Source organism: Kitasatospora sp. NPDC088783, from assembly GCF_044750705.1.
GTDB lineage: Bacteria > Actinomycetota > Actinomycetes > Streptomycetales > Streptomycetaceae > Kitasatospora > Kitasatospora fiedleri.
The window spans coordinates 108578-134826 of record NZ_JBIVKJ010000017.1; the positions used below are offsets into that span (position 1 = coordinate 108578).

The following is a 26249-nucleotide window of genomic DNA, read 5'->3' on the forward strand; positions in this document are numbered from 1 at the left end:
GTGACAGCACCGGGGCGGGGTGTGCCGACCGGACGGGGCGGGGTGTCGCGGGTGCGGGGCGACGACGGATGGCCGCCTGGGCCCGGGGGTGCCCGGCGTCGGCCCGGCCCCGTAGCAGGGGGCGCCCCGGGCCGATCGCCGAGCGGCTCTGCCCCGGCCAGTGTGCGAGAGCAGTGACTGCCACCCGGGGCTTACCGGATGATCCTATCGTCCGTCCTTCCGGCCGGGCGCGGGGGTTTCACGGCGTCAGCGGGTGTGCTTCGCAGCAGGGTTGGAGCAGGCCGTCCGGCCGTGGTGTCCCCCTACCGCGGGCGGGTGCGGCGCTCAGCCGGTCCGCGGCGCCGATCCCCTGGGCAGGGCGGGGCGCCGGCGGCCGGACACAGAGGCGCGGTGGCGCTCCGGGCGAGGCCACGCCAGCGGCCGCAGGCCGACAACGCGCAGGGCGGCGAGCGCCGCCGCGTCGGCGTGCTGGTGCAAGGTCGCCACGGCCTCCTCGGCCCCGGCCGCCAGGGCAACACCGTCGGCGGCGTCCGCGAGGGTGTGCGCGACGGCCTCCGCGAAGTCGCGGCGCCACCGCCGGACGGCCGCGTCATGCTCCTGCGGCGTCATCCAGTACTCGGAGTCGCGGTGGGTGGCGAGCTCCCTGCGGTACATCGCGGCCCACGCGGCGGACAGCTCGTCGAGCCGGTCGAGGACGTCGGGCAGCTCCTCGGCGAAGCGGGCGACCTGCTCTGCGCTGTCGCCGCGCACCTCCAGGTCGTCGCGGCGGTGGCCGTCGCGCCACTCCAGGCGCTCGGAGGTCTCGCTGGTGCCGCGCAGGTGCCCGCTGGCGGTCAGCTCCATGCCGGTGTCCTCGGTCACGGTGCGCCATCTCGCCCTGCCTACGCCGGACAGGCCGTAGGCGCCGGTCAGCAGGATGGCCAGGCGGCGGCGCTCGGGCGCGCGTCGGTTGCGGTCGGAGAACAGGAAGTCGGCGTGCGCACCGGTGATGTCGGCGCGGATTCGGCCGACCTGCCGCACCTGGGGTTCGCGCACGCGGCCCGGGACGGCGAGGGCCCCCTCGGACCGGGTGGCGGCCGCGTACTGGGCGTCGGTGACGAGTTCCGCGTCGACGACCTCCGGGCCCGCCGCCGGCGGGAGGGGATCGGCCATGGTCAGTTCCAGTTCTCGGGGGCGGGCCGGTACCGGAGCTCGAAGTCCGCGCGCTCCTGCTCCGTGGCCTCCCGCCAGTTCCGGGTCGCCCACGCCAGGGTGTGGTAGCGGGTGGTCTCGGCGGTCTCGACCACGCCGTCGGCGGACTCGTAGGTGATGCGGTCCGGGCCCACGCCCAGGAGCCGCACGACGGCGGCCCCGCAGTGGGGGATGTCCCAGGCCACGGTGTCGCCGGACTTCCACCGGCGGGAGGGCGGGGGCTGGTCGGTGGGGGTCATGCGGGCTCTCCGTGCTCGTCGATGCGTCCGTAGGCCCCCGTGCAGGTCTTGTTCAGGGGGGCGCCGTCGGCGGTGAACAGGGTGTCGTCGGTGTGGAGGGGGACCAGGGTGTCGGCGGCGCGGGGTCCGCAGACGAAGCGGGGGAAGTCGGCGCCGCACCAGCGGCAGCGCCATGGTTCGGAAGCGTGGGGCTCCTCGTGGGCGCATGCGGGGCGCGTCACAGCAGGGCCCCAGGCCGCGGGGCGAACCAGCGCCGTGTGCGGTCCGGCTCGATCTCGTCGGTGTCGCGCAGGAACGCGGTACGCGCCCAGGCCCGGGACTCCTCGTCCAGCAGCGTGACGGGCGAGATCGCGGGGATGCTTTCACGGCGCACCTGCGCGGTGGCGAGCTCGCGGCGGTGGGCGAGGACGGCCTCGACCAGGACGCGGTCGTCCCCCGGGAGGCCGCCGGCCAGGCGGTCGGCGACGCCCCGCCATACCAGCGCCAGGGCCACGCACTGCCAGGCGCGGGCGGTGCCGGTGCGGTCGAGCTCCCAGGACGCCAGCCGCGACGTGCTGTACTCGACGGCGTTGCCGGCGTTGGTGGATGCCTTCTCCATCAGGACGCGGGCGAGAGCCGCGGCCTGTGCGGTCGTGAGCGGAGCAGTGGTCACAGAGATCCTCAAGATGGTGCCGCGGCGAGGCCGGCCGGGAGTGCTGGAGCAAGCGCTGTTCCCCTGCTCCTGTCCGCAGGGCGAGCCGTCGCGGCGGCTGGGCAGTGTGGTCGCGCCGCAGCGGGCACACGAGCGTGCTGCCGGGCTGCCTGTCCACCGGACAGGGCGCGTGGCGCCCGCCGGAGACTGGTCGAGTGGGCCTGCCGGTCAGTGCACAGCGGTGGACGCGGCGTCGATCCTACCGCCGGCTGCCCCGCTCCGGCACCGGGGTTTCGGTGCGTCAGAACCGTTCACACCGAGCCGCTCCAGAGCTGCCGCCTGCGGAACGCGGAGCGGGAACGCCGACGACCGCACCATCTCGGCGCCGGCTGTGCGACCCGTCCTGCGGCGTCGCGAGCCGATCTCCAGAGACCTACCCCTCGAGGTCCCGGCCCGCTGCCGCGCCGGTACACGCAGGACGCGCCCGCGGTGTCCCCGTGCGAGCCGCCGCCGGGCGCCCGGGTACCCCTGCTGCTCTCGGTTCGCCCATGCCGATCGGTCGGCGTGACGCCGCACGGGGCGGTGGAGACAGATGGGCCGGCGGCCGTACACGCGTGTCCGTTTTGCCCCGGTCTATCTGTGTCATCTGTGTCATGGGGTGCCTGTTTTCCCAGGTGGGAGCGTTTCGCACGCCATCTGTCTCTACCTGTCTCCGGCTGGCGGCCGCCGCCCCCTTGCCGGGCGGGTTCGACCGGCCAGTTGCTCAGGGCGCCACCCGCGTACGAACCCGATACCGTCCGGCTCGTGCCCACTCTCACCGCCGCGCAGGTGACCGCTCTCCAGGCTCGGCTCAGCAACGCAGCCGTCCTGCCACATCAGCGCCGAGCTGCTCCGCGCGTCGCCGCCATGGCCGCTGTCGGCCCGGATGCCGACAGCAGCAGTGCGGCGGAGCACATCCTCGCCCTGGTCCGCCAGGAGCGCGGCGGTGAGCCCCTGCGCGGCGCCATCGAGGTCGCCTCCAAGGCGTTGCTGCACAACGCCCTCCCCAGCGGCTCGGTCGTCGCGGTGGGCGCCAGGCAGGACGACGTCCTCGGCGTCCTCGCCCAGAGCGTCCTGTGTCTTCACCTGGCCGGCGAGAGCACTGCCGCCCGGATGCTGCAGCAGTACGACGTCCCGCGACACGCCGCAGTCCTTGCCCTGCTCGCCGGCTGGCTCAACTTCCAGCTCGCCGGGGTGGACCCGCTGAGCCTGTAGAGCGCCCCGGGCCAACGCGGAGACCGAAACCGACGAGTCCGTACGGGCGCACCGGTGCGGCGCTGCGGCAGGAGCCGTCCGCTGCACCGAGGCCGCCTGGAGGCTTCGGTGCAGCGCCGCTGCGGCCTCAAGGGCCGCGGGGCCCCGGTGCGGCGTCGCCGCTTGGTGCAACACGGGCCGGCGCCCGCGGAGCGCCGATTGCGTGTCGCGCGCCGGGCTGGTTGCGCGGTGGAGACAGATGGGCCGGCAGCCGTACACGCGTGTCCGTTTTGCCCCGGTCTATCTGTGTCATCTGTGTCATGGGATGCCTGTTTTCCCAGGTGGGAGTGTTTCGCGCGCCATCTGTCTCCATCTGTCTCTATCTGTCTCCACCTGTCTCCATGACCTTTGACAGGTGATCTTGACCGTTTGTCAACCGATCTTGACCACTGCCGGGTTCCTGCCACCTGATCTTCCCCAGTGGAGAACGGCAGGGTTGCTGTGCCGCCGGAGGTGATCGTCGATCGGCTGGAGAGGCGATATCCCGCCCTCAGCGTGCTGGTTAGCGCTCGTGCTCCCCGGTGCCCGGTTCAGGGTCGTCGATCATGGCGCGCAGCAGCGCGGCGGTCTGGGCGTCGGTGAGCAGGGTGCCGGCAGCCCGGCGGCGCGCGTCCTCGGCAAGGGCGAACTCGGCCTCGAGCGCGAGCAACGCCGCAGGCGTATCGGTGACGGGCGTGCCGTCGGGCTTGTGGCCGAGGCACAGGAGAGGCTCCGGCAGGACGCCGCAGCGAGTGCAGCGCAGATCGTCGGGAACGGGTTCGGACATCGCGCCTCCCTGGACTGCAGTACCCAACCGTTGGTGACACTAGCTCGCGTTCGTCAAGATCCAGTGGCAAACGGTCAAGGTCGCCTGTCACAGGACACTCCGGCCGGCGGGGCCCAGCCGGATGGGCCCCGCCGGGGCGAACCGCCGGGGGCCGGGACCGGCCCGGTGCGGACGTCCGGCGGAGGGCGCGGGGCCCGCTGAAACTGGCTGCCGCGGGCCCCCTCGCGGGCAGAGCGGCCACAGGGCTGTCCGGCTTCCCGCACCGAGCGCTGACCGGAGCGCCGGGCCCCGAGCCGCCGCACTCGCTCTGGCCTCTCGGGCGGCATGGTCGTGACGGGCCCGGGAGGACTCCCGCCGGCGCTACTCGGGGACTCGGCGCCCCTCGCCGAACCGAAGCCGCTCCGCTGCTGCGCGACCCGGCCGCCACGCGAAGCCTGCCGGGACTTCGATGCAGCACGGCTACGGCTGCACGGGCCGCAGAGTCTGGTGCAGCGCTGCGGCGCGGTGCAGCGCCGCGCCGTCGCACGTCGGCCGTCGCTGCGTGCTGCGTGCTGCGGCGGCCGGGTGCTGCGCCGGTTGCACGCGGGGGCGCTGCGTGGCGGACCGGCTGTGCAGCGGGTGCTGTGCGGAGCGGAGACAGGTGGAGACAGGTGGAGACAGATGGGCCGGCGGCCGTACACACGTGTCCGTTTTGCCCCGGTCTATCTGTGTCATCTGTGTCATGGGATGCCTGTTTTCCCAGGTGGGAGTGTTTCGCGCGCCATCTGTCTCCATCTGTCTCTATCTGTCTCTATCTGTCTCCAGCTGTCGCCGGACGCCGCCGGAGCGGAGCGGGCGCAGCGGCGGCGGGCGCAGCGGTGGACGGTCGAACTGCAGCACGTCGGGTCGGCGATCGGGAGGTGGGAGGTGCTGCACGCTGCGCGTTGCAGTGGATCTGGTGCAGCGCTGCGGCGCGGTGCAGCGCCGCGCCGCAGCGCGCCGGCCGTCGCTGCGTGCTGCGTGCTGCGGCGGCCGGGTGCTGCGCCGGTTGCACGCGGGGGCGCTGCGTGGCGGACCGGCTGTGCAGCGGGTGCGGTCCGGAGACGGGCGGCCGAATAGTTTAGTTGCGAGGGGTCGAAAATGGGACTATCATTTAAGTGTATCCGGCCCCGAGGGAAGGTCCACCGCCATGGCGCACATGATCACCGCGACCGACAACCTGTTCTCCGTCCGCGAGACCCCGTGGCACGGCCTCGGGACCGTCGTGGGTGACTACCCCGGCACCTGGGACGAGGCGCGGGTCCTGGCCGGCCTCGACTGGGACCCGGTGGAGATGCCGGTGTACGAGCAGACGATGGGCTTCGACGAGCAGGGCGCGCCCACCTCGGCGTTCCAGCTGATCGACGGGTTCAAGCGGATCGTCCGCTCGGACAACGGGCACACCCTGCACATCGCCCGCGACTCGTACACGGTGATCGACCACGCCGCGATGGGGCACATCGTGGAGGCGGTGCTGGAGATTCCCGGCGTGCAGTGGGAGACCGCCGGCTCGCTGGACGGAGGCCGCCGGGTCTGGGCCCTGGCCCGGATCGGCGAGGGCCGCGCCATCGCGGGCGACTTCTCGCCGACCCTGCCGTACGTCGCGGTGCTCAACAGCCACGACGGCAGCAGCGCGTGCAAGGTGATCGGCACGGGCGTCCGGGTGGTGTGCCAGAACACCTTCAGCGCCGCCGAGGCGGCGGCCGAGAAGTCCGGCACGTCCTACTCGCTGAAGCACACGAAGGGCTGGGTCGAGCAGGTCGAGGCGGCCCGGGAGGCGATCGACACCGCCCGTCGATCGTTCGACGCGCTGATGCAGTCCATGGACGAACTCGCCCACGTCTACGTGACGCCCGCGCAGACCGTCGAGTTCATCGAGCACTTCATCGCGGCCCCGCCGGAGGTGCTGACCACGGACCGGGTGAAGAGGAATATCGCCGCCGCCCGCCAGCGGGTGCACGAGCTGCTCCACTCTGAGACCACCGCTCCGATCGCCCACACCGCTCTGGGCCTGGTCCAGGCGGCGGGGGAGTACGCGGACTGGGTGCGCCCGGCCCGCTCGGCGGAGACCATGTTCAGCCGGTCGGTCCTCAGTGACTCCGACCTGAAGAAGCGGGCCGTGAACATCGCCCGCCAGCTCACGCGCGTCTGACCGTTCCGCTCGGTCGGGCGGCCCGCCCGGTCGAGCGGCCCTTCAGGGCCGGCCTGCCCTGCCGGCCTGCCCGATGACCGCGGCCGAGTGCCGCAGAACGGAGGCCCGCATGGGCCCCAACGCCCCCGGGGCCGCCGCGGCTGGTCCCCTCGCTCCCGCGCTCGAGCTACTCGGCGCCGGCGGCGTACTCAGCGTCGTTCGAGCGGCTGTCGAACTGTACGGTTCCTACGGCGACCCGCATGCCCGGCTGAGCGCCACCCGGGTCGACCAGCTGTGCACGGTTGCAGAGCTGTTCGCCGACTACGACGGCCCGCTCGAGGGTCCGCTGCGCCTCGTCGGCGAGGTCGGCGTCCTGGGCGCACTGCGCTCGGCGGTCGCGTTGTACGACACGCTGCACGACCCGGACGAGGCACTGAACCCGGAACAGGTCGAGTGCGTGGCTGTCCTGAGCCGCCTGTTCGCCGCCCAGGACGGCGGCGCCTGCAGCCCCGCGCGTGCGGGAGACGGGCCATGGCCTGCCCGCGGATGAGCGACTGGCGCCGGCCACCGAGTCCCGCGTCCCGAGGCGAACGGCGCCGCCGCGTACGCGGCGGCGCCGTTCGCCTGCCGCCGGGCGGCTTCGGCCCCGGCTCGCCTCCACGCCGGCCCGTCGTGTTTTGCTCCGTCAGCCCCGGCCCAAGCGCGATGGCAAACGGTCCGCCTTCCGCGTCGATGGACACTCCGGCCTGCGCTGCAGGGAGTGGGGAGCTCACCGGGCAACGTCTGAATACTTTAGTTGTCAGAGGGTTGAATTGCATCTATGATTTGAGTGTACGGGACCTGAGGAGAGGCCCGCCGCTTGTGAAGGGAACCCCATGACCGACACCGCCGTACTGGAGCGCCGCACCGCCGAGCAGCTCGCCGCCATGACCCCCTCCCAGGTCGACCACTGGGCCTCCGACATCGCCGCCGCGCTGGAGGCCGCCCACCGGGTCCGGGGCCGGCTGCTGGACTCCGTGCACTACGCGGTCGGCGACCGGCGCCGCCAGGGCCGCGGCGTGCGCTGGGTCCTGACGGACGGGCAGGCCGAGCGGCAGGCCGCCGAGATGCTCGCGGCCGGCACGGTGCGCCCCTGGGAGGTCTCTGCCCTCACTGCCGGGCTGGAGGAGCTGGAGGCCAACCGCGCCCTCATCGCCGACTTGGAGAAGCTGTCCGGGCTCCCGGACGCCGAGTGGCGCCGCCGGGGGATGTGGTCGCGGTTCTTCCTGGTCACCTCCAGCGCCGGCGGCCACATCCACTCCTCCACCGCCTGCGGCTCCACCCGCTTCACCACCACCTTCGTGTGGCTGCCCGACCTGGCCGGCAGCACCGAGGAGCAGGCGGTCGCCGCCCAGGGCCCGCTGCTGTGCACCCGCTGCTTCCCCACCGCCCCGCTGGAGTGGACCCGCGGCACCAAGCAGGACAGGCCCAAGTGCGACGGCGCCTCCGAGTTGCCCGAGCCGGGCACCGCCCGCCGCCGGGGGATGAAGTACTGGGGCAAGTGCACCGGCTGCGACGAGACCTTCGAACTCACCACGGCGGGCCGCATTCGCCGCCACGGGCCCCGTCCCGCCGCCGCGTAGCGCCCGCGGGCGGGCCGGGCCCCGTCGCCCGGCCCGCCCGCCCGCACTCCCGCCACCCGACGACGTGCAAGGAGCACCCCTGCGATGACGTCCGACGACCCCCACCAGCGGCCGCGCCTGCTCGACCTGCCGCTGCTCGCAGGCGGTCACCGCGGCCTGGCGCGCAACGGCTCCACCGTGAGCGTGCTGCGCCCCGGCGACGACGACTACGTCTTCGGGCTCAACCCCCGCTGCTACGGCTGCGGCCAGGCGCCGCGGCTGCGGGTGGGCGACCACGCGGTCGAGGTCCTCGACCCCTGCCCGCACCCGGACGGCGTCACCACCACCGTCGACCCGCCCGTCCCCTCGGGCGAGATGGTCCTCGCCGCCGACCTGCGCGCCGTCCACGGCTGGGACAAGAAGACGATCGGCGACTACGCAACGATGGCCGGCAGGGTCCGCGCGATCCACTCCCTCGCGGCCGCCGGCTGCGCCTTCGGGCCCGCCGTCGACGACCCCGGCCTCCACCGCACCGGCCCGGACGCCTTCGTCATCGCCACCCCGGACGACGAGGACGAGGACGGCCGGCTCTTCGGCGCCGAGCGCCTCGCCTCCATCCCCGCCACCACCCTGCACGCGTACTGCGCCGCCGACTTCACCGCCCGCGGCGGCCGCGTCCACGACATCGACAGCGCCACCGTCGTCGCGCTCACCCCGGGCACCTACCGCTTCACCCACCACACCAACGAGTCCGGCTTCGACTACGACCACCCCGGCACACTGGTCCTCGCCCACGTCGAGCGCATCGCCTGACCCCGGCCCCGCCCCTACGAGCAACCCGCCGCTGGAGAACGCCTGATGATCCGAGCAGTCCGCCGCCGGCTGCGGCCGAAGACCGCCCCCGCCCTGCCCGTCGCGCCGCCCGACCCCGGCCCGGCGGTCGACCTCGACGAGGGCAGCGACGCCTACAGGGTCGTGCACATCGCCGTGTCCGCAGCCATGTCCCGGATGCTGGCGGACGCCGAGGCCGGCGACCGGGCATCCTCGGTGGCGGACCTCGCCGGCAGGTCCGTCACCGAGGGCGTGCTCCACCTGCTCGAACTCGGCCTCCTCGACATCGGCGTGCGGCGGGTGGGGCCGGGCCCCCTCCCGCCCGAGGCGGCCAAGCCGGCCCTGCCCGCCAGGGGGTGGTTCGGAGACTGGCCGCGCGTGGCGGTCGACCTCACCGAGGGCGGCGACGCCTGGCGCATCGTGCGCCTGGCCGTGACCGCCGCCGAAGTGTGGGTGCTGGCGGACGCCCAGGCCGACGCCTCGCTCACCGCCGCGGTCATCCAACGGGAGGCCGTCACCGTGGCCTTGGCCCACCTGCTCGAACTCGGCCTGGTCGACATCGACGTGCAGCGGCTGCGGGCGGCCCCCAGCATGCCCATGCGGCGCTGGGACGCCCTCCCGGTCGGGTGAGTGCCGCGGCAAAGCCCTCGGCCGCCGCCTGCCCCGCGCCGGTTGCTGCCCGGTCCGGGGCGAACCGCACCCGCCGCGCCAGGCGTTGACGGGCCGCCGGGGCAGGCCGGGCGCCTGGTGCGGGTGGAATCCGGCGAAGTCCCCGCGCCCGGGCGGCGGGTCGCCCTAGGGTGGCCCGCGTGGACCAGCCCTCACCCGCCGCGCCCCCCACCTCCCCGCCCGGACCGGACCCGGTCGGCGACGACCTGGCCGCCGCCCTGCAGGCGGCGGGCGCCGGGGGAGAGGGCGCACGGGCGCTTGGCCTGCTGCGCGACGCGCACCGGATCCTGTCCGATCCCGCCGCCTACGACCGGCCGGCCGAGATCGCCGAGTCGTGCGTGCGCAGCGCCGTGGAGAGCCTGCTCAAGCTCGGCGAACGGAAGAAGGAGAAGCCGCCGGGCCTCGCCTCCGCCGCCCGCGCGCTGCTGAAGGCCGTCAACGCCTACCGCCCGCCCGGTGCCGCGCCCGCGCGCCGCGGCTACGACCCGGGCGCCGCCTGGCAGCACGTGAACGCCGCCGCCGATCGGCTGCGCCTCCAACTGGACAACCCGGGCGGCTACCACGATCGCCGCGCCGCCGGCATCGTCGAGCACCGCACCGGCCGCATCCCGGGCCTGGCCCAGAAGAACGCCCTGCAGGTGTGGAGCGACCTCTACAGCGGCACCTCCGCCACCCTCCACGGCGCCGACTCCGACCCGCAGGCCGCCGCCGACCGCTACCGCGCCGCCCTGAAGGCGATCGGCGACGTCTTCCTCCCGCTGATCGCCCGCCGGGATGCGGTCCTTGACCTGCTGCGCCGCACCGACCCGGACGCCGACGACGCCAAGGCCCTGGCCTCCCTGTCCGACCCGCGCGCCCTCGCCTACTTCTTCCAGCACCGCCCGGCCCCCGGCTGGATCGACGTCCTCGACGAGAACCTGCTGATGCCCGACCCGGCCGCCGCCGGCGCCTGGCCGGCCTTCCCCTACCTCGACGACCTCGCCGCCACCCGCCCCGCCCGGGCCCGCCGCTGGCTCACCGGCCGGGCCGGCGCCATCACCGCCGCCGGCCCGCTCGCCCGCGCCCAGCTGCTGCGCCTGGCCGCCCGACCGGGCATCGACCTGGCCGCGCAGGTCCGGGCCCTGACGGCGGCCCAGTTCAAGCCCGGTCACCGCCCCGACGACGCCGTGCCGGCCCTGGCCGCGCAGTGGGCCCGCACCGTGCCGCCCGCCGAGCGGGGCACCGACTGGGTCCGCACGGTCGAGACGCTGCTCGCCGCCGCCATCGACGCCGCCCACGACCGGTCCGACGCCCGCCTGGCCGCCCTGATCCGGCTCGCCGAGGCCGACTCGGCCGGCGACGGCGCCGACGCGGCGCCCGCCTTCCCCGCCGACGCGGCCGGGCCCTCTCTGGCCGGCCGCGAGGCCGCAGGACTCATGGCCGCTCTGGCCGCCACCGCCGCGCACCTGGCCGCCACCGGCCCGCACCCGCCCGCCGGCGCCGAGTACACGCTCGTCGCCTTGCTGCGCACCGTCACCGCGGTCCTGCTGGTGCGCGACCTCAAGCGCACCGACCGGACCCTGACCGGCATGCTCTACGCCGACATCGACCCGGGGGTGGCCACCACCCCGGGCACCGACCTCGGCCCGCGCCTGGCCCGCACCGTCCTGGACATCGCCGCCCACGAGGCCGCCGCCGGCACCCCGTGGGCCGAGCGCACCGCCGAGATCGCCGGCCGCGTCGCCGCCGCGGACGCGCGCCTGGCCGACCGCCTGCTCGCCGACCACCTCACCACTACCGCCGGCGCCGCCGGGGCGGGGGAGGCCGGGCAGTGGTGGGAGAGGGCCCTGGCCCTGACCGGGCGCCTCCCGGGCACCCCGGACGCGCAGAGCGCCCGCCTGGTGGCCCACGCCGCCGCCCACTGCCCGCCCCGGCACACCGGCCGCCTGCACGCCGCCCTGAGAGCACTCCTCGGCCCCGCACCCACCGCCCGCGACCTCGGCGGCCACCTCGCCGCGCGCGCCGCCGACCCCGCCCTGCGCTGGCCCGAGGCGTGGCTGCGCGTCTGGGACTGGTCACCCGTCCTGCCCCAGGCGCTGCTCGCTCCCTGGACGGACGTCCTGGCCGCCTTGCGCACCCACGAGCCCGCCGGCCCCCGCGACCCCCGCGACCCGCGCAGCCCTTTCGCCTGGACGCCCTCCCGGCCCCCGGCCGTCCCCGCCGACCTCCTCGACCCCGACGACGGCTCAGAGCCCTGCGTTGCGGCCGCCGCCGCCCGCCTCGCCGCCGCCCCCGACGCCCACGACCCCCGCTACGCCGCCGCGCTGCGCACCGCCGTCGACCGCCACCCCGCCCCCTGGGCCCAGGACATCGGCGCCACCGCCCACGCCCTGGCCCACCCCGCCCTGCAGGCCGCCTACCTCGCCGCCCTCGCCGCCCGGGCCGAACGCCGCGCGCCCCTGCCCGCCGGCGCCCTCGCCGCCGGCGCCCGCACCGCCCTCGACCTGCACCGCGCCCTGCCCGCCGGCCCCGCCCGTCCGGCAGACCCGGACGGCCCCGGCGACCGGGCCGCGGCCTTGGCCGCCGATGCCCTGTTCACCCTGCTGAGCTCCGCCTGGCGTACCGACGCCGACCTCGGCAACGCCCTCACCGCCGACGCCCTGGCCCACCTCACCCGCCTGAGCGCGCCGCTCATCGACCCCGCCGTCCCCGACGACACCGACCCCTCCCGCCTGCCCACCACCGCCTGCGTCCGCGCCCTGCAGGCCCTTCTCGAACACGCGGCCCACCACGCCCGCACCACCACACCCCCCGCTCTTCCCGCCGCGCTGCGCCCCCTGCTGGAGGCGGTCCTGGACGCCCGCCCGGCCGATGCGCGCACCGCCCAGGCCCTCGCCCCGCACCTACCGCTCCTGCACCACCACGCCTCCGACCTCCTCGAGGGGCGCCGCGCCCACCTCCTGGACCCGGCCCCCGACCGCCCCACCCCGTCCGCCGCCGCGCTGTGGCTGCGCTGGGGCCACCCCTACCCGCCGCTGCTCGCCGCCCTCGACCGCACCCGCCTCCTGGCCGCCCTGCACACCCAGGCCCCGCCCCAGAGCGCCGAGCACCTCGCCCACGCCCTGCTGACCGACCCCGACATCCTCGGCGGCCCGCACACCCTGCTGGCCCAGCTCGCCGCCGCCGGCCCGGACCCCGCGACCGCGGCCACCACCCTGCTGCGCGCCACCGCCCGCCTCACCGGCGACGACCCCGCCGTCCAGGCCCGCGCCGCCGCCCTGTGGCGCGCCGCCCTGGACGCCGACCTGCCCGAAGGCGCCCTCGCCGGAGCCGGCGCCTTCGCCGACACCCCTGTCGACCACGGCACCTGGCTCACCCTCACCCTCGCCTCCGCCCGCCACACCCCCCGCCTCGACGACCCCGACCTCATCGCCGAACGCGCCGCCGGCCACCCCCGAGACTGCGACGCGCTGCGCCTGGCCGCGCACCTGGTCGCCCACCCCGCCGAGGCGTGGCAGGACCACCACGTGCGCGATCAGGCCCGCCGCCTGCTGGCCGGCGCCGACACCGCCGATCCGGCCGCCGGCACCGAGGTCGAGGCCGTCCGACAGTTGCGCGAGGCGCTCGTCGACGCGGGCGACCTCGCGGCGTGAGCGCCCGATTCCGAGGAGAATGCCACCGTCCCGCTCCCCGGCCGCCGCGTCCGGGGCTACGGTGGAACCCCGTCCAGGAACCCGAAGGAGAGCGCCCGCCATGAGCCACGGCACCCCGTCCGGACCCCCCGCCGGCACCCCGGCCGACGCCCTGCGCTCCTGGGCCGACGCCGAACGCACCCGGGGCGCCGAACTCGCCGACGTCCTGGAGGACTTCGCCGCCAACGGCCTGCCCGACGTCGACGACCTGCCCCTGTGGGAGGGCGTGCGCGACGTCCGACTGGCCGCCCTCGCCGACCAGGAGCGCCGCCCCCGTGTCGCCTGACCTGCCCCGCCGCGCCCGCGTCCACCTCCACGACCCCGCGGTCCGACAGGTCGACAAGCTCAACGCCGAGGAGATCCGCCGCCTCGACCGCGTCCTCGCCGCGCTCTCCGCCCGCCCCGACCTCGGCCGGCTGCGCCCCGACGTCCCGCTGCGCGACTACTACGACGACCTGGACAGAGTGCGGGTCGTGTACTTCGCCTCGGCCCTGCAGACCGTGATCGTCGCCGTGTACATCGAGGCGTAGCCTCCGGGCGGCGCGGGAGCGCCGCGGCGCCGCCCGGACCGAGAACGGGGCGGTAAGCCGGACAGGCGACACGCTGTCAGTGCACTGTGCCAGCGTGCGACGGAACGTCAGGTACGTCACCGGAGGCCGGCATGGACTACCGCCGCATGTCACCCGAGGCGAAAGCCGAGCTCCTCGCCCTCCACCCGCGCTGCGCCCTGTGCGAGAAGTCGGCGGTGCTGGTCGATCACTGCCACACCTCGCACGAGGTCCGCGGAGCGCTCTGCCGCCGCTGCAACTCCAGGCTCGGCTCCCTGGAGGCGGCACTGCGGCTGCCGGCCTCGGGGACGTTCCAGAGCGCGGCACACGACCTGCACCGCGCCGTGGAGCGCGGCGAGAGGCTGAGCGCACGGGTCGCCCGGGCCGACCTCGCCTACCTCGGCATCCCCGGGCCCGAGTACGGGCGGCGGCTGCGCGCGGTCCACGCCCAGCTCGTGCTGCCCTACGTCTACTGGACGCCGATCACCGGCACCGCGCTCACCCGGGCCACGCCGTGGACGAAGATCGGCCCGCTGGCCGACGAGCAGGAGGCGCGGCGGCACGCGGCGCGCCTGGCCGCCCGCCCGGCGCCGCCGCACCTGCACATCGTCCTGGCCCGCGAGCCGGACGACGGCGTCAACTCCCCGCACCCGCGCGGCCTGCTGGCCGGCTTCGAGACCGAAGGCGCCACGCGGGCCCGGATCGAACTGCAGAAGGCCGCCCCGCCGCCCGACCTCGGAGCCTGGGAGGCCAAGTGCCGCGACTACACCGACCTGGTGGTGCCGGTGCTGCTGAGCCGGCCCCTGACCGACCGGCAGATCCGCGACGCCCACTTCAACCCCCGCGAGAAGCTCCCCCGCACCCGCGTCGCCCTGCTGGAGATGATCGGCGACCGGTACGCGGCCGGCTGGCTGGACCTGGCGGTGCGCATCGCGCTCGAGGATCTGGCCGCAGACCTCCCGGACAGCCGCTGGGCGGTGTTCTCCCGGGCCCGCTACCACTGGCGCGCGCTGCTGGAGCACTGGAGGCGGCGGCAGACCGGCCTGCGCCCGGCCTGACCGGGAGCGCGCCGGAGCTCCGCGCGCCCCCGGCCTTGGCCCCCGACGGTACGGCGGTTACCATCTGGGGGGTTCCTACTACTTGGGGGGGTCTGGTGGAGATCCGCTTCGGCGCCGGTGAGAGCGTCGAGGTGCCCGACGACCTGGGCGCAGCACTGCTCGCAGGGCTGCGCGGCGAGCGCCCGCCTCCGCCGCAGGACGCCGCCTTCGACGGCCTGGCCGCCTCCGCCGCCGACCTCACCCGCCTCATCCAGCACCTGGGCGTGGACAGGGAACTGACGATGTGCCGCGCGGACGCCGCCGGCGCCTACTCCAACCGCACCGCCCTGGCCAACGCGGCCCAGGTCTCCGAATCCCAACTCAGCCGGATCCTGCAGGGCCACGGGCTGCCCGGGAACCGCCGCCGGGACGGGGTCGACCTCGTCGTCGCCTTCCGCACCGCCCACGACGGGCGCCTGCACCTGGCCGCCGAGCCGGATGTCGCCGACCTGCCGTCCTTCACCCTGCCCCCGCCGTCCGTGCAGGGCGCCCGCGCGGCGGGACGGTTCGCCGGCCGGGAGCTCACCTTCTACTACCGCCCCCAGGTACCGATCCCCGAAGCCCGTCTGGGCCGCAGCGCCGGCTACACCCTGCGCGCGGCCGACCGGCAGGTGGTCGGCTGCGTCACCGGCGACGTCTTCGACGCCCTGCTCGGCGACCCGCGCCTGGACCCCACCCGACCCGACGGACGCTGAGGAACCGACCGATGTCCGACGAGCTCTTCGACTCCGTCGACGCGCTGCTCGCCGCCGTGCCCACCGGACTGCCGGACCCGGCCGAGCGTAAGCGGCTGCGCCTGGCCGGCGGCGTGACACCCGCCCAGGTCGCCGCGGCCCTGCGGGTCAACTCCTCGCTGGTGCGGGAATGGGAGGACGGCAGCGCCGACCCCGACCCGGGCGTCGCCTCGGCCTACGCCCGTCTGCTGGACGGCCTGGCCCAGCGCTTCCCCGCCCCCGAGCCCTCCACGGGGGCCCCGGCTCCGGCGCCTCAGCGGGAGCGCCCCGCCCCCGCGCAGCCGGCCGCCGCGGTGCCGCAGCAGGTGATGCTGGACCAGCGCTCCGACGGCTCCCTGGTGATGGGCCGGCCCGCGCCGTGCGTGCAGTGCGGCCAGCCCTCGGTCTACCGCGCCCAGGGCCGCCCGATGCACCTGGGCGGCTTCTGCCGCCCCGCCGCCGCGGCTGCCGGGCCCGCGGCACGACCCGCCGCCGCCGTACCGGCGCCGGCCGCCACGGCCCCGGCCGAGCCGTCCACCCCGGCCGCCGTACCGGCCGAGCCGTCCCAGGCTCCGGCCGCCGAGCCCCCGGCCCGCCCCAGAACGAAGACCACGCCCCGGACCCCGGACCGCACCTCCCCGAAGCGCCCCGCCGGCACCGCGCCCGCGGCCGGCCAGCGGGTTGCGGTGGTGGCGCTGGACGCCGCGGACGGCAGCTGGATGCCGGACGTGCCGGGCTTCCCTGCACCGGCCGGACCCAAGCTGGGCGACTGGTTCGCATGGCTGGGCACCGGGCTGCCGCTGCGCATCGACAGCCCCCGCCCGCAGGGCCGGGGCGGCGACGGCACCATCTGCCTCACTGCCGCCGCCCTCGAGCAGCTCGGCCTGCCCGCCGCCCTGCCCACCACCGACAGGGCCCTGGCCTCACTGCGCGCGAAGATGGCGAAGGCCGCAGCCGCCACCGGCATGGAGATCAGCGACACGATCGGCCCCAGCTTCCACGCCTTCCGCCGCGCCGGCGCGGCCGGCGGCCCGAAGACCTCGGCGCGCATCGTCGTCGCCCCGTGGCTCGGCCAGGGCAGCGACCGCCAGCAGGCCACCAACGCGCTCGCGCTCGCGCTCGCCACCACCCCCGACGGAACCCCGGACGGCCTCACCTTCGCCCGCCGCAGCCGGGCCTTCATCACGGACCTGGGCGTCGCGCCGGGCGCCACCACCGCCTCCACCGCCATGCTGCTCCTGGACGCGGTGCGCCCCCGACTGGCCGCGGACAAGGAGCCGGCGGCAGACGCCCTGCCCGACGGAGACCTGTGCGTGCCCCAGGCCGCCGGAGCCCGCCACCCCCTCACCCGCGAGCAGCTGTCCCGCCGCGAGCCGGTGTGCCGGGAGGAGGACTACACGTACTGGACCCGCCCGCTCACACCGGCCGAGACGGCCGCCAAGTACGCCGTCGCCGTCGACGTCTGCGCCTCCTACCTGTCCGTGACCGCAACCCTGCCGCTGCCCGTAGGCCCCCTTGTGGCGGTGAAGGACCCCGACTGGAACAAGGGCAAGGCAGGCCTGTGGTTCTGCGACTTCACCGGCATCGCCGTCGACGAGCTCCTCCCGCACCCCGCCACTTTCGACGGCAGCCCGCCCGCTGGTCCCGACTGGTACGCCACCCCCACCGTCGCCCATATGGCCGACGCCTACGGCTTCGACCCGGCCACCATTACCGACGCCCTCCTGTCCACCCACACCGCCCCGCTCCTCAAGGAGTGGACCCGCCGCCTGCGCGAGGGCTACAAGGGCGCCTACGCCGCCCTCGGCCTGAGCGACGACCAGAGCCCCGAGGAGTTCCTCGCCGCCTACGCCGTCCACAAGGACGTCGGCGCCGACCCCGTCCTCGTCGACGCCCTCGTCCGCGTAGGCCTGTACAAGGGCATCTACAAGGGCGGGATCGGGAAGTGGGCCGACTCCGCCCGCCACCTCGACGACGCGACGTGGCTGGAGACGGTCGCCGCCCTCTGGTCCTACCGCCCCGAGATCCGCCTCCACATCGTCGCCGCCGCCCGCGTCGCCGCCCACCGCCGCATGCGCAAGACCCTCCAGCTCACCGGCCGCGCCCCCTTCGCCCTGAACCGCGACTCCTACCTCTACACCACCGACGCGCCCTCACCGCTGGAGCTCCTGACGTTCAAGCCGGACGGCACCCCCGTCACCGGCGCGCTGCGCCTGGGCATCGCCCCCGGCAGCCACAAGCACGAGGCCTCCATTCCGATCCAGGCGATCATCGAGGCGTTCGAACGCGATGAGCACCCCTGCCGGCTGACCCACCACTACACCACCGGCGGAACTCTCATCGAGCCGGAGCAGGACGCCACTTCGAGCACACCCGGCACCGGCGACCAGCAGGAAGGCGACCGATGAGCGGCGTCATGTTCGGGCGGGTGCGCGAGCGGATCTTCTCCTCCCGCAAGGCCCCGGCCCAGAGCTCCACCTGGGCCCGGCAGGTCCGCGACCGCAAGTACGACGGCAGCGCCAAGGCCATGGCCGCCGACTACGGCGTCGTGCCCCGCACCGTGCTGCGCTGGATCGACGGCACCCGCACGCCCACCAAGTACGCGCAGCGCCTACGGTTCGACGCGATCAGCGTGCAGACCACCCCGCGCGGCCGCCAGCGCAAGGCCCGCCAACTGCGCCAGCGCGGGATCTTCTCCGGCTTCAGCGCCCGGGTCAGCCGCGTCAACGACTTCTCGATCCGCGGCTCCGACGCGGTCCGGGGCCGCGACATCCACCTCGACCTCTCGGGCGACCAGGCGGCCGCCCTGGCCGAGGCCGAGACCGAGGACGACGTACGGGAGGTGATCGGCCAAGGCCTCGCCGACTACTTCAACGGCGGCTCCACCGGCGCCTTCTCCCCCGAGGACTTCGACTTCGACCCGGACGGCTTCGAGCTGACCTGACCGCAGCGCCGGCGGCACAGCGGTGCCGAGCAGCCGTCCGTGCCCGCCGGTTCGGCGCCCCGGACGCAACAGCGAACCGGCGGACCGCCGCCCTTCCGCCCGTACGCGGGCTGCGCACGAGGAGACCGCATTGACCACACCCGCCCCGGAGCGCGGCAAGTGCCGGCTCTGCCCGGCCGAGCGCAACCTGACAGCAAAGGGCAAGATGCCCAACCACAAGGCGCCGCCTCCGAACCAGCAGGAGTACTGCCTCGGCTCCAGAGACCTCCCGGCACCCCCGGGGAGCAGCCCCGCCCGGCCGTGAACTCCCGAGCCGGACACGGCCACCGCGCCCTCCCCCCGCGGCCCGGATGCGCCACCCGCGCCCGGACGCCGAGAACGCCGGCGGCTCGACCCCGGGTCGAGCCGCCGACCGGTCGGACAGCCGCCGCACAACAGGACCGGACGGCCCCTCCAGCTCCCCAACTGCCGCTCCACGTGCCCAACTGCGCCTCACCAACACGCTTGCACAGCACGGTTGACCAGGGCGATCGCACAGCACGCCGCCATGGCGAACCGAGTCAGCACCCCGTCGGGCACGCAGGGCCAACGAACCGAACCAGCGTCCAGGGCGATCGAGTTCCACAGGTCCGACGGTCTCGCTCGGTCATCCGTGGTCCCTCCCGGTCGCACTGCCCGAAGCAGCGCCCCAGCAGCGCGGCCGCCGCTGGGGTCCGGCCATGACAGCGACGGCGGGCAGCACCCGGCAACGGCTCATCCCCACCGGGGCCTGCTTCTGCGGATGCGACGGCGACGCGGAGATCGGCAGGTTCTTCGTACGGGGCCACGACAGCACGGCGGCCGCCGCGCTGCGCGCCCTGGACGGGGCCTCCCTGGCCCAGCGGCTGGTCGCGGCCGGCTTCGGACCGCACAACTCGGTGGTCGCCGCCGCCGTGGAGCGGGCCGGCTGGCAGCCGTGCGCCCACTGCGCGTACGCCGGCACCGAGTCCGGCCTCGCCGCTCACCGCCGCGGCGGCACCTGTCCGGGAAGGCCGCCGGGCGGCGGGCAACCCGCCCGGCGCGCCGACCGGCAACCGGCGGCCGAAGCGGCGCCGCCCGCCGAGGAGGGCGCCCCGGCGCCCGGGCAGGCCGGCCCGCCGCAGGCGAAGGCGCCGGCTCCGGCGGAACAGGACCGCGCCCAGCGGGCCGAGACGGGAGCAGCGGCCGGCCTGGACCTGCCGCCCCTGGCGGACCCGCTGTGGAAGGGCATCCCGCTGCCGCTGCGCCAGGAGGCCGCAGCCGGCGCACGCCGACTGCTCACCAGGCCCTCCGCGGTGCTGGCCGAGAAGAAGCACCGGCGCGTGCTGCTCGCCCTGCGCGCGGTCTCCACCAAGCGGGCCGACCCCGGCCACTGGCGGACGCTGGTGACCACGGCCCGCGAGACGCTCGGCAGCCCCCGCAGCGCCGCCGCGGACCGGATGTACAAGATGCTGCAGCAGATCACCGCCGAATACCTCGAACCGGCTCTGCGGCCCGCAGCGGCGGGAGCCGACGCCCGGTGACCGATGCGGCCCCGGTGCCGCGCCCACCTGCAATCTCGGTCGGCGATCCGCGGTGAACCGCCGCAGCCGGCGCCGCGCCCCGGCATCGGCAGCTGACCGGCCCCAGGCCCGTGGAAGGCGCACGGGCGGCCGCCTCGGCCTCGGCCTCGCTGTCCCGGGCGCGCCGCGCCAGCGCCGGCCGCTGGCGTGCGGCGGGGCGCTGCGCCTGAGCCGATCCGACGGCCACCTCGGGCCGCCCGCAGGCTGACCTGGGCGCCAGCCCCGGCCCCGGCCCCGGCCCGGCGGGCGGCGCCCGCCGCCAGCCGGGCCGGCCCGCGCCGGCCGCCGGGCAGCGCCCGAGCTGTCCGGCGCAGGAGGCGACGCCAGGGCCTGGCCCTGCCCCGGCCGGCGGCTTCGCCCGAACCGGCACCGCTGCGCCAGCAGGCCGCTGTCTCTGTCCACAGGCCCCGCCCCGCACCGTCGGTGTGTGCACGGATGGAATTCCCGCCGCGCACAGGCCCGCCGACCAGGGAGGCACCCCTGAGCGACATCACCGATGGCACACCCGAGAAGGACCCGAACGAGGCGGCGCAGACCGTCACCGTCTGGCCGCAGTTCCTGCTGCGGCGGATGCGCTCCAGCTGCGCCTCGGAGCGGATCTACAAGTGGACCCTGCCGGCGTACAAGGGCGAGCTGCCCGACGGGCGCTCCTACAACGCCTGTCCCACGGCGAGCGTCTGCGCCGACCTCTGCTACGCCCGCGTCGGCCACTTCCGCCACCGCGGCGTCCTGGCCGCGCACCAGCGCAACCTGCGGTACGTCCTCGACGACCTGCCGGGCTGGGAGGCCCGGATGACCAGGGAGCTGCAGCACCGCCGCTACCGGCCCGCCGACGGCACCGCCGTCCACGTGCGCGTGCACGACGCCGGCGACTACCTGTCCCTGCCGTACCTGCAGGCGTGGATGCGGATCTGCCGCAGCGCACCGCACGTGACCTTCTACAGCTACACCAAGCAGGTCGCGCTCCTGGAGAAGTGGGTGCGCCCCGACCCGCCCGCCAACTTCCACTGGCGCTACAGCTACGGCGGCACCCAGGACCGCCTGATCGACCCCCAACTCCACCCCCACGCCGACGTCTTCCCCGACGAGGACTCCCTCGAAGAGGCCGGCTACACCTCCCAGACCCCCTCCGACCTGCGCGCGGTCTACGGGCCCACCACCCTCGGCGTGGCGGCGAACAACATCCCCCACCTCAAGAGGAGGCAGGGCCGGCAGACCTTCCGGCAACTCCAGCAAGCCGCCGACGCCGACAACCCCCACCGCCGACCCCGCGACAGCACCGCGCCGCACCGGCCGCAGGCCGACTGACCGCCTCCACGCCGCGCACTGCCGCTCCTGCGGCCTGCGGAGCCGTCCCCAAGCGGCGCGCTCCGCCCGGCGTGCGGGCCACCCGCACGCCGGGCGGATGGCCCGAGTCCGGGCGGGTGCGGACCTGACGCCGACCCGGACGCGCGGCCGTCCTGTACGGGAAGCCCCGGCGGCGGACCGGGAGTTGCTGGTGCCACGGCCCGGCCGTCCTGCCCGCGTCCTTCAGCCGGCCGACTTCGCGGATCCGCTCCACGGCGTACTTCTCCCGTTTCGGCTCCGGCCGGGTTGGACGCGCTGCTGCGCCCGGCTTCGGCCGGCGCCGGGCGCCGACCGCCTCCCAGGCCCGCGACGTCGCGGGCCTGCTGCGCTGCGACCGCGCCCGCCGGGCGGCACCTGGTCTTCGACGTCCACCTCGGCGAGGTCCGTCCCGGCGGGCCGGCGTTCTTGGCCGGCCCGGTGCTGGCCCGCAGCCGCTCGGCCGGCCTCCCGCCCGCCGAGCGGCTGCGGGCGTGACCCCGCATCGAGCAGGCCGCCGCGCACCTGCACGACCCCTGCTCGCCGCGCACCTGGCCACCGCCCGCCCATGCTGCCGGGCCGGGCGCCTCCGTGGACGTGCCAGAGGCGGGGGAGTGGTGGCACCGTGCGGTCGGGGCCGCGGCGCGGCTGCTGGCCGCCCGCCCGAGGCACTCGGCGCTGCCTGGCCGACCGCGTGCTCACCACCTGCCAGTTCGAGCGCACCGGGGGCCTCCAGAGGCGGGCCCGCGCGGCGCTCGGCCTCGCCTCGGCGCCGACGGGTGCGCGATCGCGCTGCACCGTCTGGGCGAGGCCGGCCCGCGCCGCCCGGACCGGACGCAGATCGGCGCGTCCTGCGCCGCGGCGCCCTGCCGCCCGGCTCTGGGGGCGCGGGCCGCGGGGGGTCAGAAGAACTTCGCGGTGTCGGGCTTCTGGTTCCGCCGCTGGGCCTGGTCGATGAGGATGGCGTTGGCGGTCGGGGCCCACCAGAAGTTGCGGTCGAGTTCGTCGGTGCCGTCCGGCGCGGTGAGCACCCCCCGGGTGAGGCTCCGCTCGATGGCCTCGTTGCCGACGCCGAGGGCGGTGGCGAGGTGGTTGGTGTAGACGCGCCGTTTCCCGGTGGCGGGGTCGATGGTGGGGGCGGCGGGGAGCCAGCGCCCGCGGCCCTTGCCGCGCAGCTCCTCGACGATCCGTCCGTCGGCGTCGAGGTACCCCAGCGCCTTGCCCAGGGCGAGGACGACGTCGACCGGGAAGCGAGGCCGCGCGCTGGCGACCAGGGCCCGGTCCAGAGGGGTGCCGAGGGCTTCGGCCACGGCGTGCAGCGCGGGCGTGGTGGCGGGCGGCTTGCCGTCCATGGCGCTCTGGCCCGGCGGCTTGTGCCACCGGTGCACGGCACCGCGTGAGGAGAGCCCGAAGGCCCGGCCGATGTCGGTCAGGCTCAGGGGCTCCTGGCGGCGGGTCAGGTCGATGCCGACGTCGGGCTGGTGGGGTGCGTTCAACGTGCCTTCCTGTCTCTCATGGCGGTCACGGCCGAGGGTATGGCAGCGCTCCGGCGCGCAGCCGGGTGCCCGGGGCCCGGACGGGGGTGCCACCGCGCTGGGCCGCCCTCGGGTGCGGTGGGGTCCGGGATGCCGGCATGCGGGTGTTCATGGCGTCTCGTAGGGCTCCTCGACGAACGCGGCGGCTGCCCGGGCCCATCCGCCCCGGTCGCTGTGGGCCTGCGGCTCGGCGGCGGCGCAGAACAGCGCCCGCTTGAGGCACTACGCGCGCAGGCCGTCGTACCCCCAGCGGGCCACGGCCTCGGCGCGGACCTGCTGCGCCTCGTACGGGGTGACGAGGGTGCCGGTGTCGTGCATCGACAGGTACAGGGCCATGGCCGCGAAGCTCAGGTGCACGACGGTTCTCCTTGCAGCAGGGGGAAGTGGAGGAAGTCGGGGGTGCGGGGCCCGGCGCGGCCGGGCCCCGCCGGGGCTAGGCCTCGCGGGCCGCCTGCCAGGCGCAGTTGCCGCCGCAGACCCAGACGTCGAGCCAGCCTTCTTCGCCCAGCGCCTCGCCCGTCGGGTGGGGTATGCGCTCGACGGCGGTTCCCTCGCAGCCGGTATAGGCCAGATCGCACGCGGGCAGGGGCGCGGCGAGGATGCCGTTGAGGATCTCGAGGTCGTTCATCGTGCGCGGCTCCTTGCGTCGGCGTGCCTTCCGGCCCATCAATTCGTCTATTAAGACTGTACTCTTCGCGTGCCCTAAATGCAAGTCTTAATAGACAAACGGGTGGGTGCGGCCCGCCCCCGCCCGCACCGGGCCGGCCGGGGTCAGGAGGTGGTCAGGACGTAGGTGTGGGTGTGCAGGGTGCTGCCGACCGCGTAGCGGGCGTGGAGGCGGCCGTGGACGCGCTCCAGGGTGATCCGGGCGCGCCCGTGCCGCTGGGCCGTGCCCCGCAGGGAGCTGCGCACGTCGGCGGGGCGCAGGCCCGGCACCGGGGCGCTGCGCAGGCCCGGGTTGCTCCCGAGGAAGGCCCCGGCGCGCTCCAGCGAGTACCGGTGGAGCACTGCGCCGGTGGCGGGGCGCAGGTCGAGCAGCTCCAGGGCCTGCAAGGTGTCCAGCGGGCGGCCGGGCAGTGCCGCGTAGGCGTCGGGCCCGGCGGGGGCGTAGGCGGCGTGCGGGTCGCTGCGGAGCAGGGCCCGCAGCGCCTCGTCGTCGCGCTCGGCCAGGTCGCTGCCGAGCGCGGCCCACGAGCGGGGGCCGCGCAGGCCCCGGTGCCAGGTCGTGCCGTCGGCGGTGCGGACGGTGTCGCGGTCGGCGAAGCGCCAGACGGCCGGGCGGGTGCTGGGGGTCATGTCGTGCTCCAGGAGGTTGGCGGATCGCTTTCGTCTATTAAGACTGTACATCGCCCGTGAGATCATGTACAGTCTTAATAGACGAAAGCGGTGGGGGTGACCCCGGGCGAAGGAGGAAGACCATGGACAGCAACGTGATCGACTGGCAGGCTGGCGCGACCTACGCGTGCCCCCGCTGCAACCACGACTCGGCCGCCGAGCCCACCAGCTGGGAGGTGTACACCTGCTGCAACTGCGGGACCCGCTTCGCGCGCTTCCCCCGCCTCCAGCGCTTCCTGCGCCACGTCGGCATCACCTGCGAGTTCTGCACCGAGCGCCACCCCGTTGTCGTCGACGGCGAGCCCTTCGGCTTCCTGCGCAAGCGCCACAACGGCGTCGGCCTCCACGCCCGCCACCAGGTCGAGGTCTGGACGTACGACCGGGACGAGGAGCCCGCCCACAAGGACGGCGTCCTCTACAAGGCCACCTGCCCCACCCGCGCCGAAGCGCTGGCCGCTCTCGCCCGCGAGCGCATGAACAGCGTGTACGACGGCGGCGAAGACGACTTCAGCCCCGTGCTCGCCGTCGTCGCCGACGAGGAGTTCGACAAGTTCCACGCCGTCGGCCACCTCACGCAGGAGCAGCAGGACGGCCTCGCCGACGGCACCCTGGAGGCCTACGGGGTGGGCGTCATCCGCACCCACGACGCCCCCAGCCGCCTGCGCGGCTGGTTCTACCCGGCCACCGACACCTTCACCTGGGGCCTGATCGCCCCCTCCGGCCTGGAGGGCCTCTACACCCAGGACCTCCCCGAGCCCCTCGCCGCGCACACCCCCAAGCCCTGACCCCGATCCGCTGGGGCGGGCGTCGCCCGCCCCAGCGGATCGCCCGCCCGGCGGCGGATCGGAGCGCCCGCAACGAGGCCCGAACAGCCGGCCCCGGCAAGCCCGTTGACCAGCCCCCGCTGCGCCCCGGCACCAGGGCTGAGACAGGCCGCCGACGCCGCATACCTGGGGGCGCCAGGGGCAAAACGGATCCCACCGTCCACCGTTCTACCGGTGTTCAGGGCCCCAAGAGCAGGCCCGACACGGCAAAGCCACCCGATCGTGTGAGCCGTAGCCCGGGTGACGGCAGCACCGGCCGAAGGCCGCCCCGCCGTCACCCGACCTCACCCCAGACGGGAAGAAGCAAGAGGAGGCATCGAGCCAACGCGAGCCAGGCCGCGATCGATGCCGGCACGCCAGATCACCCCCGTGGTGGTAACCCGGGCGGACAGGCCGAGGTACACCCCCAACGGCCCGTCCGGGACCCCGCGGGTGAAGCTGTCGGGGATGACGACCCCCGGGTTCTCATCCCGCCAGCTCCGCAGTGCCGTGATGGCCGGCAGAGAGGTGAACCAACAACCGGCCCGCACCCGCTGCACCAACTGCCCCGGCAACCGCAACGGGATCCGCCCAGGTACCCCGATGTCCCGAGAGCCAGGCCAACGGCCCTGCTCGACAGCCTCCTCCGGCAGCTCAGGCCACTCCTCGTGATCCCACCCCCGGACCCGAAGCTCCTCACCCACCCCCCAAGCAGCCAGCACGTCCTGGGTATCCAGCAACTCCCCAGCCTCCCGCAGCCGCTGAAGCTCCACCCGCCGCCGCGCCCGCACACCCGCAGCCTCCAGCCGAGACAGCCCCCACGTCCGCCACTCCTCACCCCCCAACAGCACAGCCCGCCGCCCACGCTGCGCCCCCACCGCGTCCCGCACCGCATCAGGAACCCCACGGCACACAGCAGCCCGCACCACCAGCACCGAACCCAGCACACCCACTCCCACCAGGAAATTCGTATGTTGCACCACAGAAAATAGACCCCACCCGAACACCCCGCACCCACCTCACCCCAACACCACCCGAAGAGGTGAACCCAGAGCCCCGGCCCACCCAACGCGCCCCCCGACCCCCAAACACAAAGAGTCACCAAATCGAGAAGGGCCGAAGGCCCACAACTGACGTACGAAGTACGGAAGTTGAGAACCAAAAACGCCAAAACGCAAGCATCAAAACCGAGTTGACCAAACCCGACCCACCGACGGGCCGAAGGCCCGACAACTCCCGTACGAAGTACGGGAGTTCAGGCACACACAGCGCAGGGCCGAAGGCCCAAGCAACCCCGGCCGAAGGCCGGTGGTTACCCAGCGTAGCTGGG

At 75.2% G+C, this 26249-nt stretch carries 26 protein-coding genes; 17 read left to right on the plus strand and 9 right to left on the minus strand.

The window, feature by feature from the left end; translation table 11 throughout:
• Positions 1-324: 324 nt before the first annotated feature.
• The 4 genes from ACIP60_RS32370 to ACIP60_RS32385 are packed head-to-tail and all read right to left on the minus strand — an operon-like array spanning position 325 to position 2082.
• The gene (locus ACIP60_RS32370; protein WP_400691408.1) at positions 325-1152 is read right to left on the minus strand and encodes a hypothetical protein; all 828 of its coding nucleotides are present in this window, start codon (positions 1150-1152) and stop codon (positions 325-327) included.
• Between the two features lie 2 nt (positions 1153-1154).
• Positions 1155-1430, minus strand: a complete 276-nt coding sequence (locus ACIP60_RS32375; protein WP_400691411.1) for a hypothetical protein — start codon at positions 1428-1430, stop codon at positions 1155-1157.
• Positions 1427-1651, minus strand: a complete 225-nt coding sequence (locus ACIP60_RS32380; protein WP_400691414.1) for a hypothetical protein — start codon at positions 1649-1651, stop codon at positions 1427-1429. The genes ACIP60_RS32375 and ACIP60_RS32380 overlap by 4 nt, the downstream gene beginning before the upstream one ends.
• A complete protein-coding gene (locus ACIP60_RS32385) occupies positions 1648-2082 on the minus strand; it encodes a hypothetical protein (protein WP_400691417.1) in 435 nt (144 codons plus the stop codon). The genes ACIP60_RS32380 and ACIP60_RS32385 overlap by 4 nt, the downstream gene beginning before the upstream one ends.
• Before the next feature lie 783 nt (positions 2083-2865).
• Here ACIP60_RS32385 and ACIP60_RS32390 point away from each other — a divergent pair.
• The gene (locus ACIP60_RS32390; protein ID WP_400691420.1) at positions 2866-3315 is read left to right on the plus strand and encodes a hypothetical protein; all 450 of its coding nucleotides are present in this window, start codon (positions 2866-2868) and stop codon (positions 3313-3315) included.
• Between the two features lie 541 nt (positions 3316-3856).
• On the opposite strand, the gene ACIP60_RS32395 is transcribed toward ACIP60_RS32390, so the two are convergent.
• The gene (locus ACIP60_RS32395) at positions 3857-4120 is read right to left on the minus strand and encodes a hypothetical protein (RefSeq protein ID WP_400691422.1); all 264 of its coding nucleotides are present in this window, start codon (positions 4118-4120) and stop codon (positions 3857-3859) included.
• A gap of 1168 nt (positions 4121-5288) precedes the next feature.
• On the opposite strand from ACIP60_RS32395, the gene ACIP60_RS32400 reads away from it, so the two are divergent.
• From ACIP60_RS32400 to ACIP60_RS32470, 15 genes are all read left to right on the plus strand, one after another.
• Complete coding sequence (locus ACIP60_RS32400; RefSeq protein ID WP_400691425.1) at positions 5289-6290, plus strand: DUF932 domain-containing protein; 1002 nt, start codon at positions 5289-5291, stop codon at positions 6288-6290.
• Between the two features lie 109 nt (positions 6291-6399).
• Complete coding sequence (locus ACIP60_RS32405; protein ID WP_400691428.1) at positions 6400-6819, plus strand: hypothetical protein; 420 nt, start codon at positions 6400-6402, stop codon at positions 6817-6819.
• Between the two features lie 325 nt (positions 6820-7144).
• Positions 7145-7891 carry a hypothetical protein gene (locus ACIP60_RS32410; RefSeq protein ID WP_400691430.1) on the plus strand — a complete coding sequence of 249 codons (747 nt, stop codon included), beginning with the start codon at positions 7145-7147 and terminating at the stop codon, positions 7889-7891.
• Positions 7892-7975: 84 nt separating this feature from the next.
• Positions 7976-8683, plus strand: coding sequence for a hypothetical protein (locus tag ACIP60_RS32415; protein ID WP_400691432.1), 708 nt, complete (start codon positions 7976-7978; stop codon positions 8681-8683).
• A 45-nt stretch (positions 8684-8728) separates the two neighbouring features.
• Positions 8729-9331 carry a hypothetical protein gene (locus ACIP60_RS32420; RefSeq protein ID WP_400691434.1) on the plus strand — a complete coding sequence of 201 codons (603 nt, stop codon included), beginning with the start codon at positions 8729-8731 and terminating at the stop codon, positions 9329-9331.
• Between the two features lie 179 nt (positions 9332-9510).
• Positions 9511-13002, plus strand: a complete 3492-nt coding sequence (locus ACIP60_RS32425; protein ID WP_400691436.1) for a hypothetical protein — start codon at positions 9511-9513, stop codon at positions 13000-13002.
• A 100-nt stretch (positions 13003-13102) separates the two neighbouring features.
• Positions 13103-13327, plus strand: coding sequence for a hypothetical protein (locus ACIP60_RS32430; RefSeq protein WP_400691438.1), 225 nt, complete (start codon positions 13103-13105; stop codon positions 13325-13327).
• Complete coding sequence (locus ACIP60_RS32435; RefSeq protein ID WP_400691440.1) at positions 13317-13571, plus strand: hypothetical protein; 255 nt, start codon at positions 13317-13319, stop codon at positions 13569-13571. Before ACIP60_RS32430 ends, ACIP60_RS32435 begins: the two co-directional genes overlap by 11 nt.
• 131 nt (positions 13572-13702) lie before the next feature.
• Entirely contained in the window at positions 13703-14647 is a 945-nt protein-coding gene (locus ACIP60_RS32440; RefSeq protein ID WP_400691442.1) for an endonuclease domain-containing protein, read from the plus strand.
• Positions 14648-14742: 95 nt separating this feature from the next.
• On the plus strand, positions 14743-15381 hold the full coding sequence (locus tag ACIP60_RS32445; protein ID WP_400691445.1) for a hypothetical protein: 639 nt from the start codon (positions 14743-14745) through the stop codon (positions 15379-15381).
• Positions 15382-15392: 11 nt separating this feature from the next.
• The gene (locus ACIP60_RS32450; RefSeq protein ID WP_400691447.1) at positions 15393-17807 is read left to right on the plus strand and encodes a multiprotein-bridging factor 1 family protein; all 2415 of its coding nucleotides are present in this window, start codon (positions 15393-15395) and stop codon (positions 17805-17807) included.
• On the plus strand, positions 17804-18343 hold the full coding sequence (locus ACIP60_RS32455) for a hypothetical protein (protein WP_400691450.1): 540 nt from the start codon (positions 17804-17806) through the stop codon (positions 18341-18343). The genes ACIP60_RS32450 and ACIP60_RS32455 overlap by 4 nt, the downstream gene beginning before the upstream one ends.
• A gap of 130 nt (positions 18344-18473) precedes the next feature.
• A complete protein-coding gene (locus tag ACIP60_RS32460) occupies positions 18474-18647 on the plus strand; it encodes a hypothetical protein (RefSeq protein WP_400691453.1) in 174 nt (57 codons plus the stop codon).
• Between the two features lie 415 nt (positions 18648-19062).
• Complete coding sequence (locus tag ACIP60_RS32465; RefSeq protein ID WP_400691456.1) at positions 19063-19884, plus strand: hypothetical protein; 822 nt, start codon at positions 19063-19065, stop codon at positions 19882-19884.
• Between the two features lie 474 nt (positions 19885-20358).
• Positions 20359-21231, plus strand: coding sequence for a hypothetical protein (locus ACIP60_RS32470; protein ID WP_400691459.1), 873 nt, complete (start codon positions 20359-20361; stop codon positions 21229-21231).
• A 917-nt stretch (positions 21232-22148) separates the two neighbouring features.
• Here ACIP60_RS32470 and ACIP60_RS32475 read toward each other — a convergent pair.
• The 4 genes from ACIP60_RS32475 to ACIP60_RS32490 form a co-directional block, all read right to left on the minus strand.
• A complete protein-coding gene (locus ACIP60_RS32475) occupies positions 22149-22742 on the minus strand; it encodes a hypothetical protein (protein ID WP_400691462.1) in 594 nt (197 codons plus the stop codon).
• Between the two features lie 261 nt (positions 22743-23003).
• Positions 23004-23138 carry a hypothetical protein gene (locus tag ACIP60_RS32480; protein WP_400691465.1) on the minus strand — a complete coding sequence of 45 codons (135 nt, stop codon included), beginning with the start codon at positions 23136-23138 and terminating at the stop codon, positions 23004-23006.
• A 76-nt stretch (positions 23139-23214) separates the two neighbouring features.
• Positions 23215-23409: a hypothetical protein gene (locus ACIP60_RS32485; RefSeq protein WP_400691468.1), complete on the minus strand. Its 195-nt coding sequence runs from the start codon at positions 23407-23409 to the stop codon at positions 23215-23217.
• Positions 23410-23552: 143 nt separating this feature from the next.
• Positions 23553-24143 carry a hypothetical protein gene (locus ACIP60_RS32490; RefSeq protein ID WP_400691470.1) on the minus strand — a complete coding sequence of 197 codons (591 nt, stop codon included), beginning with the start codon at positions 24141-24143 and terminating at the stop codon, positions 23553-23555.
• Positions 24144-24199: 56 nt separating this feature from the next.
• Here ACIP60_RS32490 and ACIP60_RS32495 point away from each other — a divergent pair, with 56 nt between their 5' ends.
• Positions 24200-24901, plus strand: coding sequence for a hypothetical protein (locus ACIP60_RS32495; RefSeq protein ID WP_400691473.1), 702 nt, complete (start codon positions 24200-24202; stop codon positions 24899-24901).
• Positions 24902-26249: the final 1348 nt, after the last annotated feature.

What these genes read in the sequence shown, in the direction of transcription:
- ACIP60_RS32440 (WP_400691442.1), top strand. Translation starts at nt 13,703, where the DNA reads ATGGACTACCGCCGCATGTCACCCGAGGCGAAAGCCGAGCTCCTCGCC.
- ACIP60_RS32410 (WP_400691430.1), top strand. Translation starts at nt 7,145, where the DNA reads ATGACCGACACCGCCGTACTGGAGCGCCGCACCGCCGAGCAGCTCGCC.
- ACIP60_RS32405 (WP_400691428.1), top strand. Translation starts at nt 6,400, where the DNA reads ATGGGCCCCAACGCCCCCGGGGCCGCCGCGGCTGGTCCCCTCGCTCCC.
- ACIP60_RS32420 (WP_400691434.1), top strand. Translation starts at nt 8,729, where the DNA reads ATGATCCGAGCAGTCCGCCGCCGGCTGCGGCCGAAGACCGCCCCCGCC.
- ACIP60_RS32495 (WP_400691473.1), top strand. Translation starts at nt 24,200, where the DNA reads ATGGACAGCAACGTGATCGACTGGCAGGCTGGCGCGACCTACGCGTGC.
- ACIP60_RS32375 (WP_400691411.1), bottom strand. Translation starts at nt 1,430, where the DNA reads ATGACCCCCACCGACCAGCCCCCGCCCTCCCGCCGGTGGAAGTCCGGC.
- ACIP60_RS32430 (WP_400691438.1), top strand. Translation starts at nt 13,103, where the DNA reads ATGAGCCACGGCACCCCGTCCGGACCCCCCGCCGGCACCCCGGCCGAC.
- ACIP60_RS32400 (WP_400691425.1), top strand. Translation starts at nt 5,289, where the DNA reads ATGGCGCACATGATCACCGCGACCGACAACCTGTTCTCCGTCCGCGAG.
- ACIP60_RS32465 (WP_400691456.1), top strand. Translation starts at nt 19,063, where the DNA reads ATGACAGCGACGGCGGGCAGCACCCGGCAACGGCTCATCCCCACCGGG.
- ACIP60_RS32455 (WP_400691450.1), top strand. Translation starts at nt 17,804, where the DNA reads ATGAGCGGCGTCATGTTCGGGCGGGTGCGCGAGCGGATCTTCTCCTCC.
- ACIP60_RS32370 (WP_400691408.1), bottom strand. Translation starts at nt 1,152, where the DNA reads ATGGCCGATCCCCTCCCGCCGGCGGCGGGCCCGGAGGTCGTCGACGCG.
- ACIP60_RS32415 (WP_400691432.1), top strand. Translation starts at nt 7,976, where the DNA reads ATGACGTCCGACGACCCCCACCAGCGGCCGCGCCTGCTCGACCTGCCG.
- ACIP60_RS32485 (WP_400691468.1), bottom strand. Translation starts at nt 23,409, where the DNA reads ATGAACGACCTCGAGATCCTCAACGGCATCCTCGCCGCGCCCCTGCCC.
- ACIP60_RS32470 (WP_400691459.1), top strand. Translation starts at nt 20,359, where the DNA reads ATGGAATTCCCGCCGCGCACAGGCCCGCCGACCAGGGAGGCACCCCTG.
- ACIP60_RS32450 (WP_400691447.1), top strand. Translation starts at nt 15,393, where the DNA reads ATGTCCGACGAGCTCTTCGACTCCGTCGACGCGCTGCTCGCCGCCGTG.
- ACIP60_RS32490 (WP_400691470.1), bottom strand. Translation starts at nt 24,143, where the DNA reads ATGATCTCACGGGCGATGTACAGTCTTAATAGACGAAAGCGATCCGCC.
- ACIP60_RS32395 (WP_400691422.1), bottom strand. Translation starts at nt 4,120, where the DNA reads ATGTCCGAACCCGTTCCCGACGATCTGCGCTGCACTCGCTGCGGCGTC.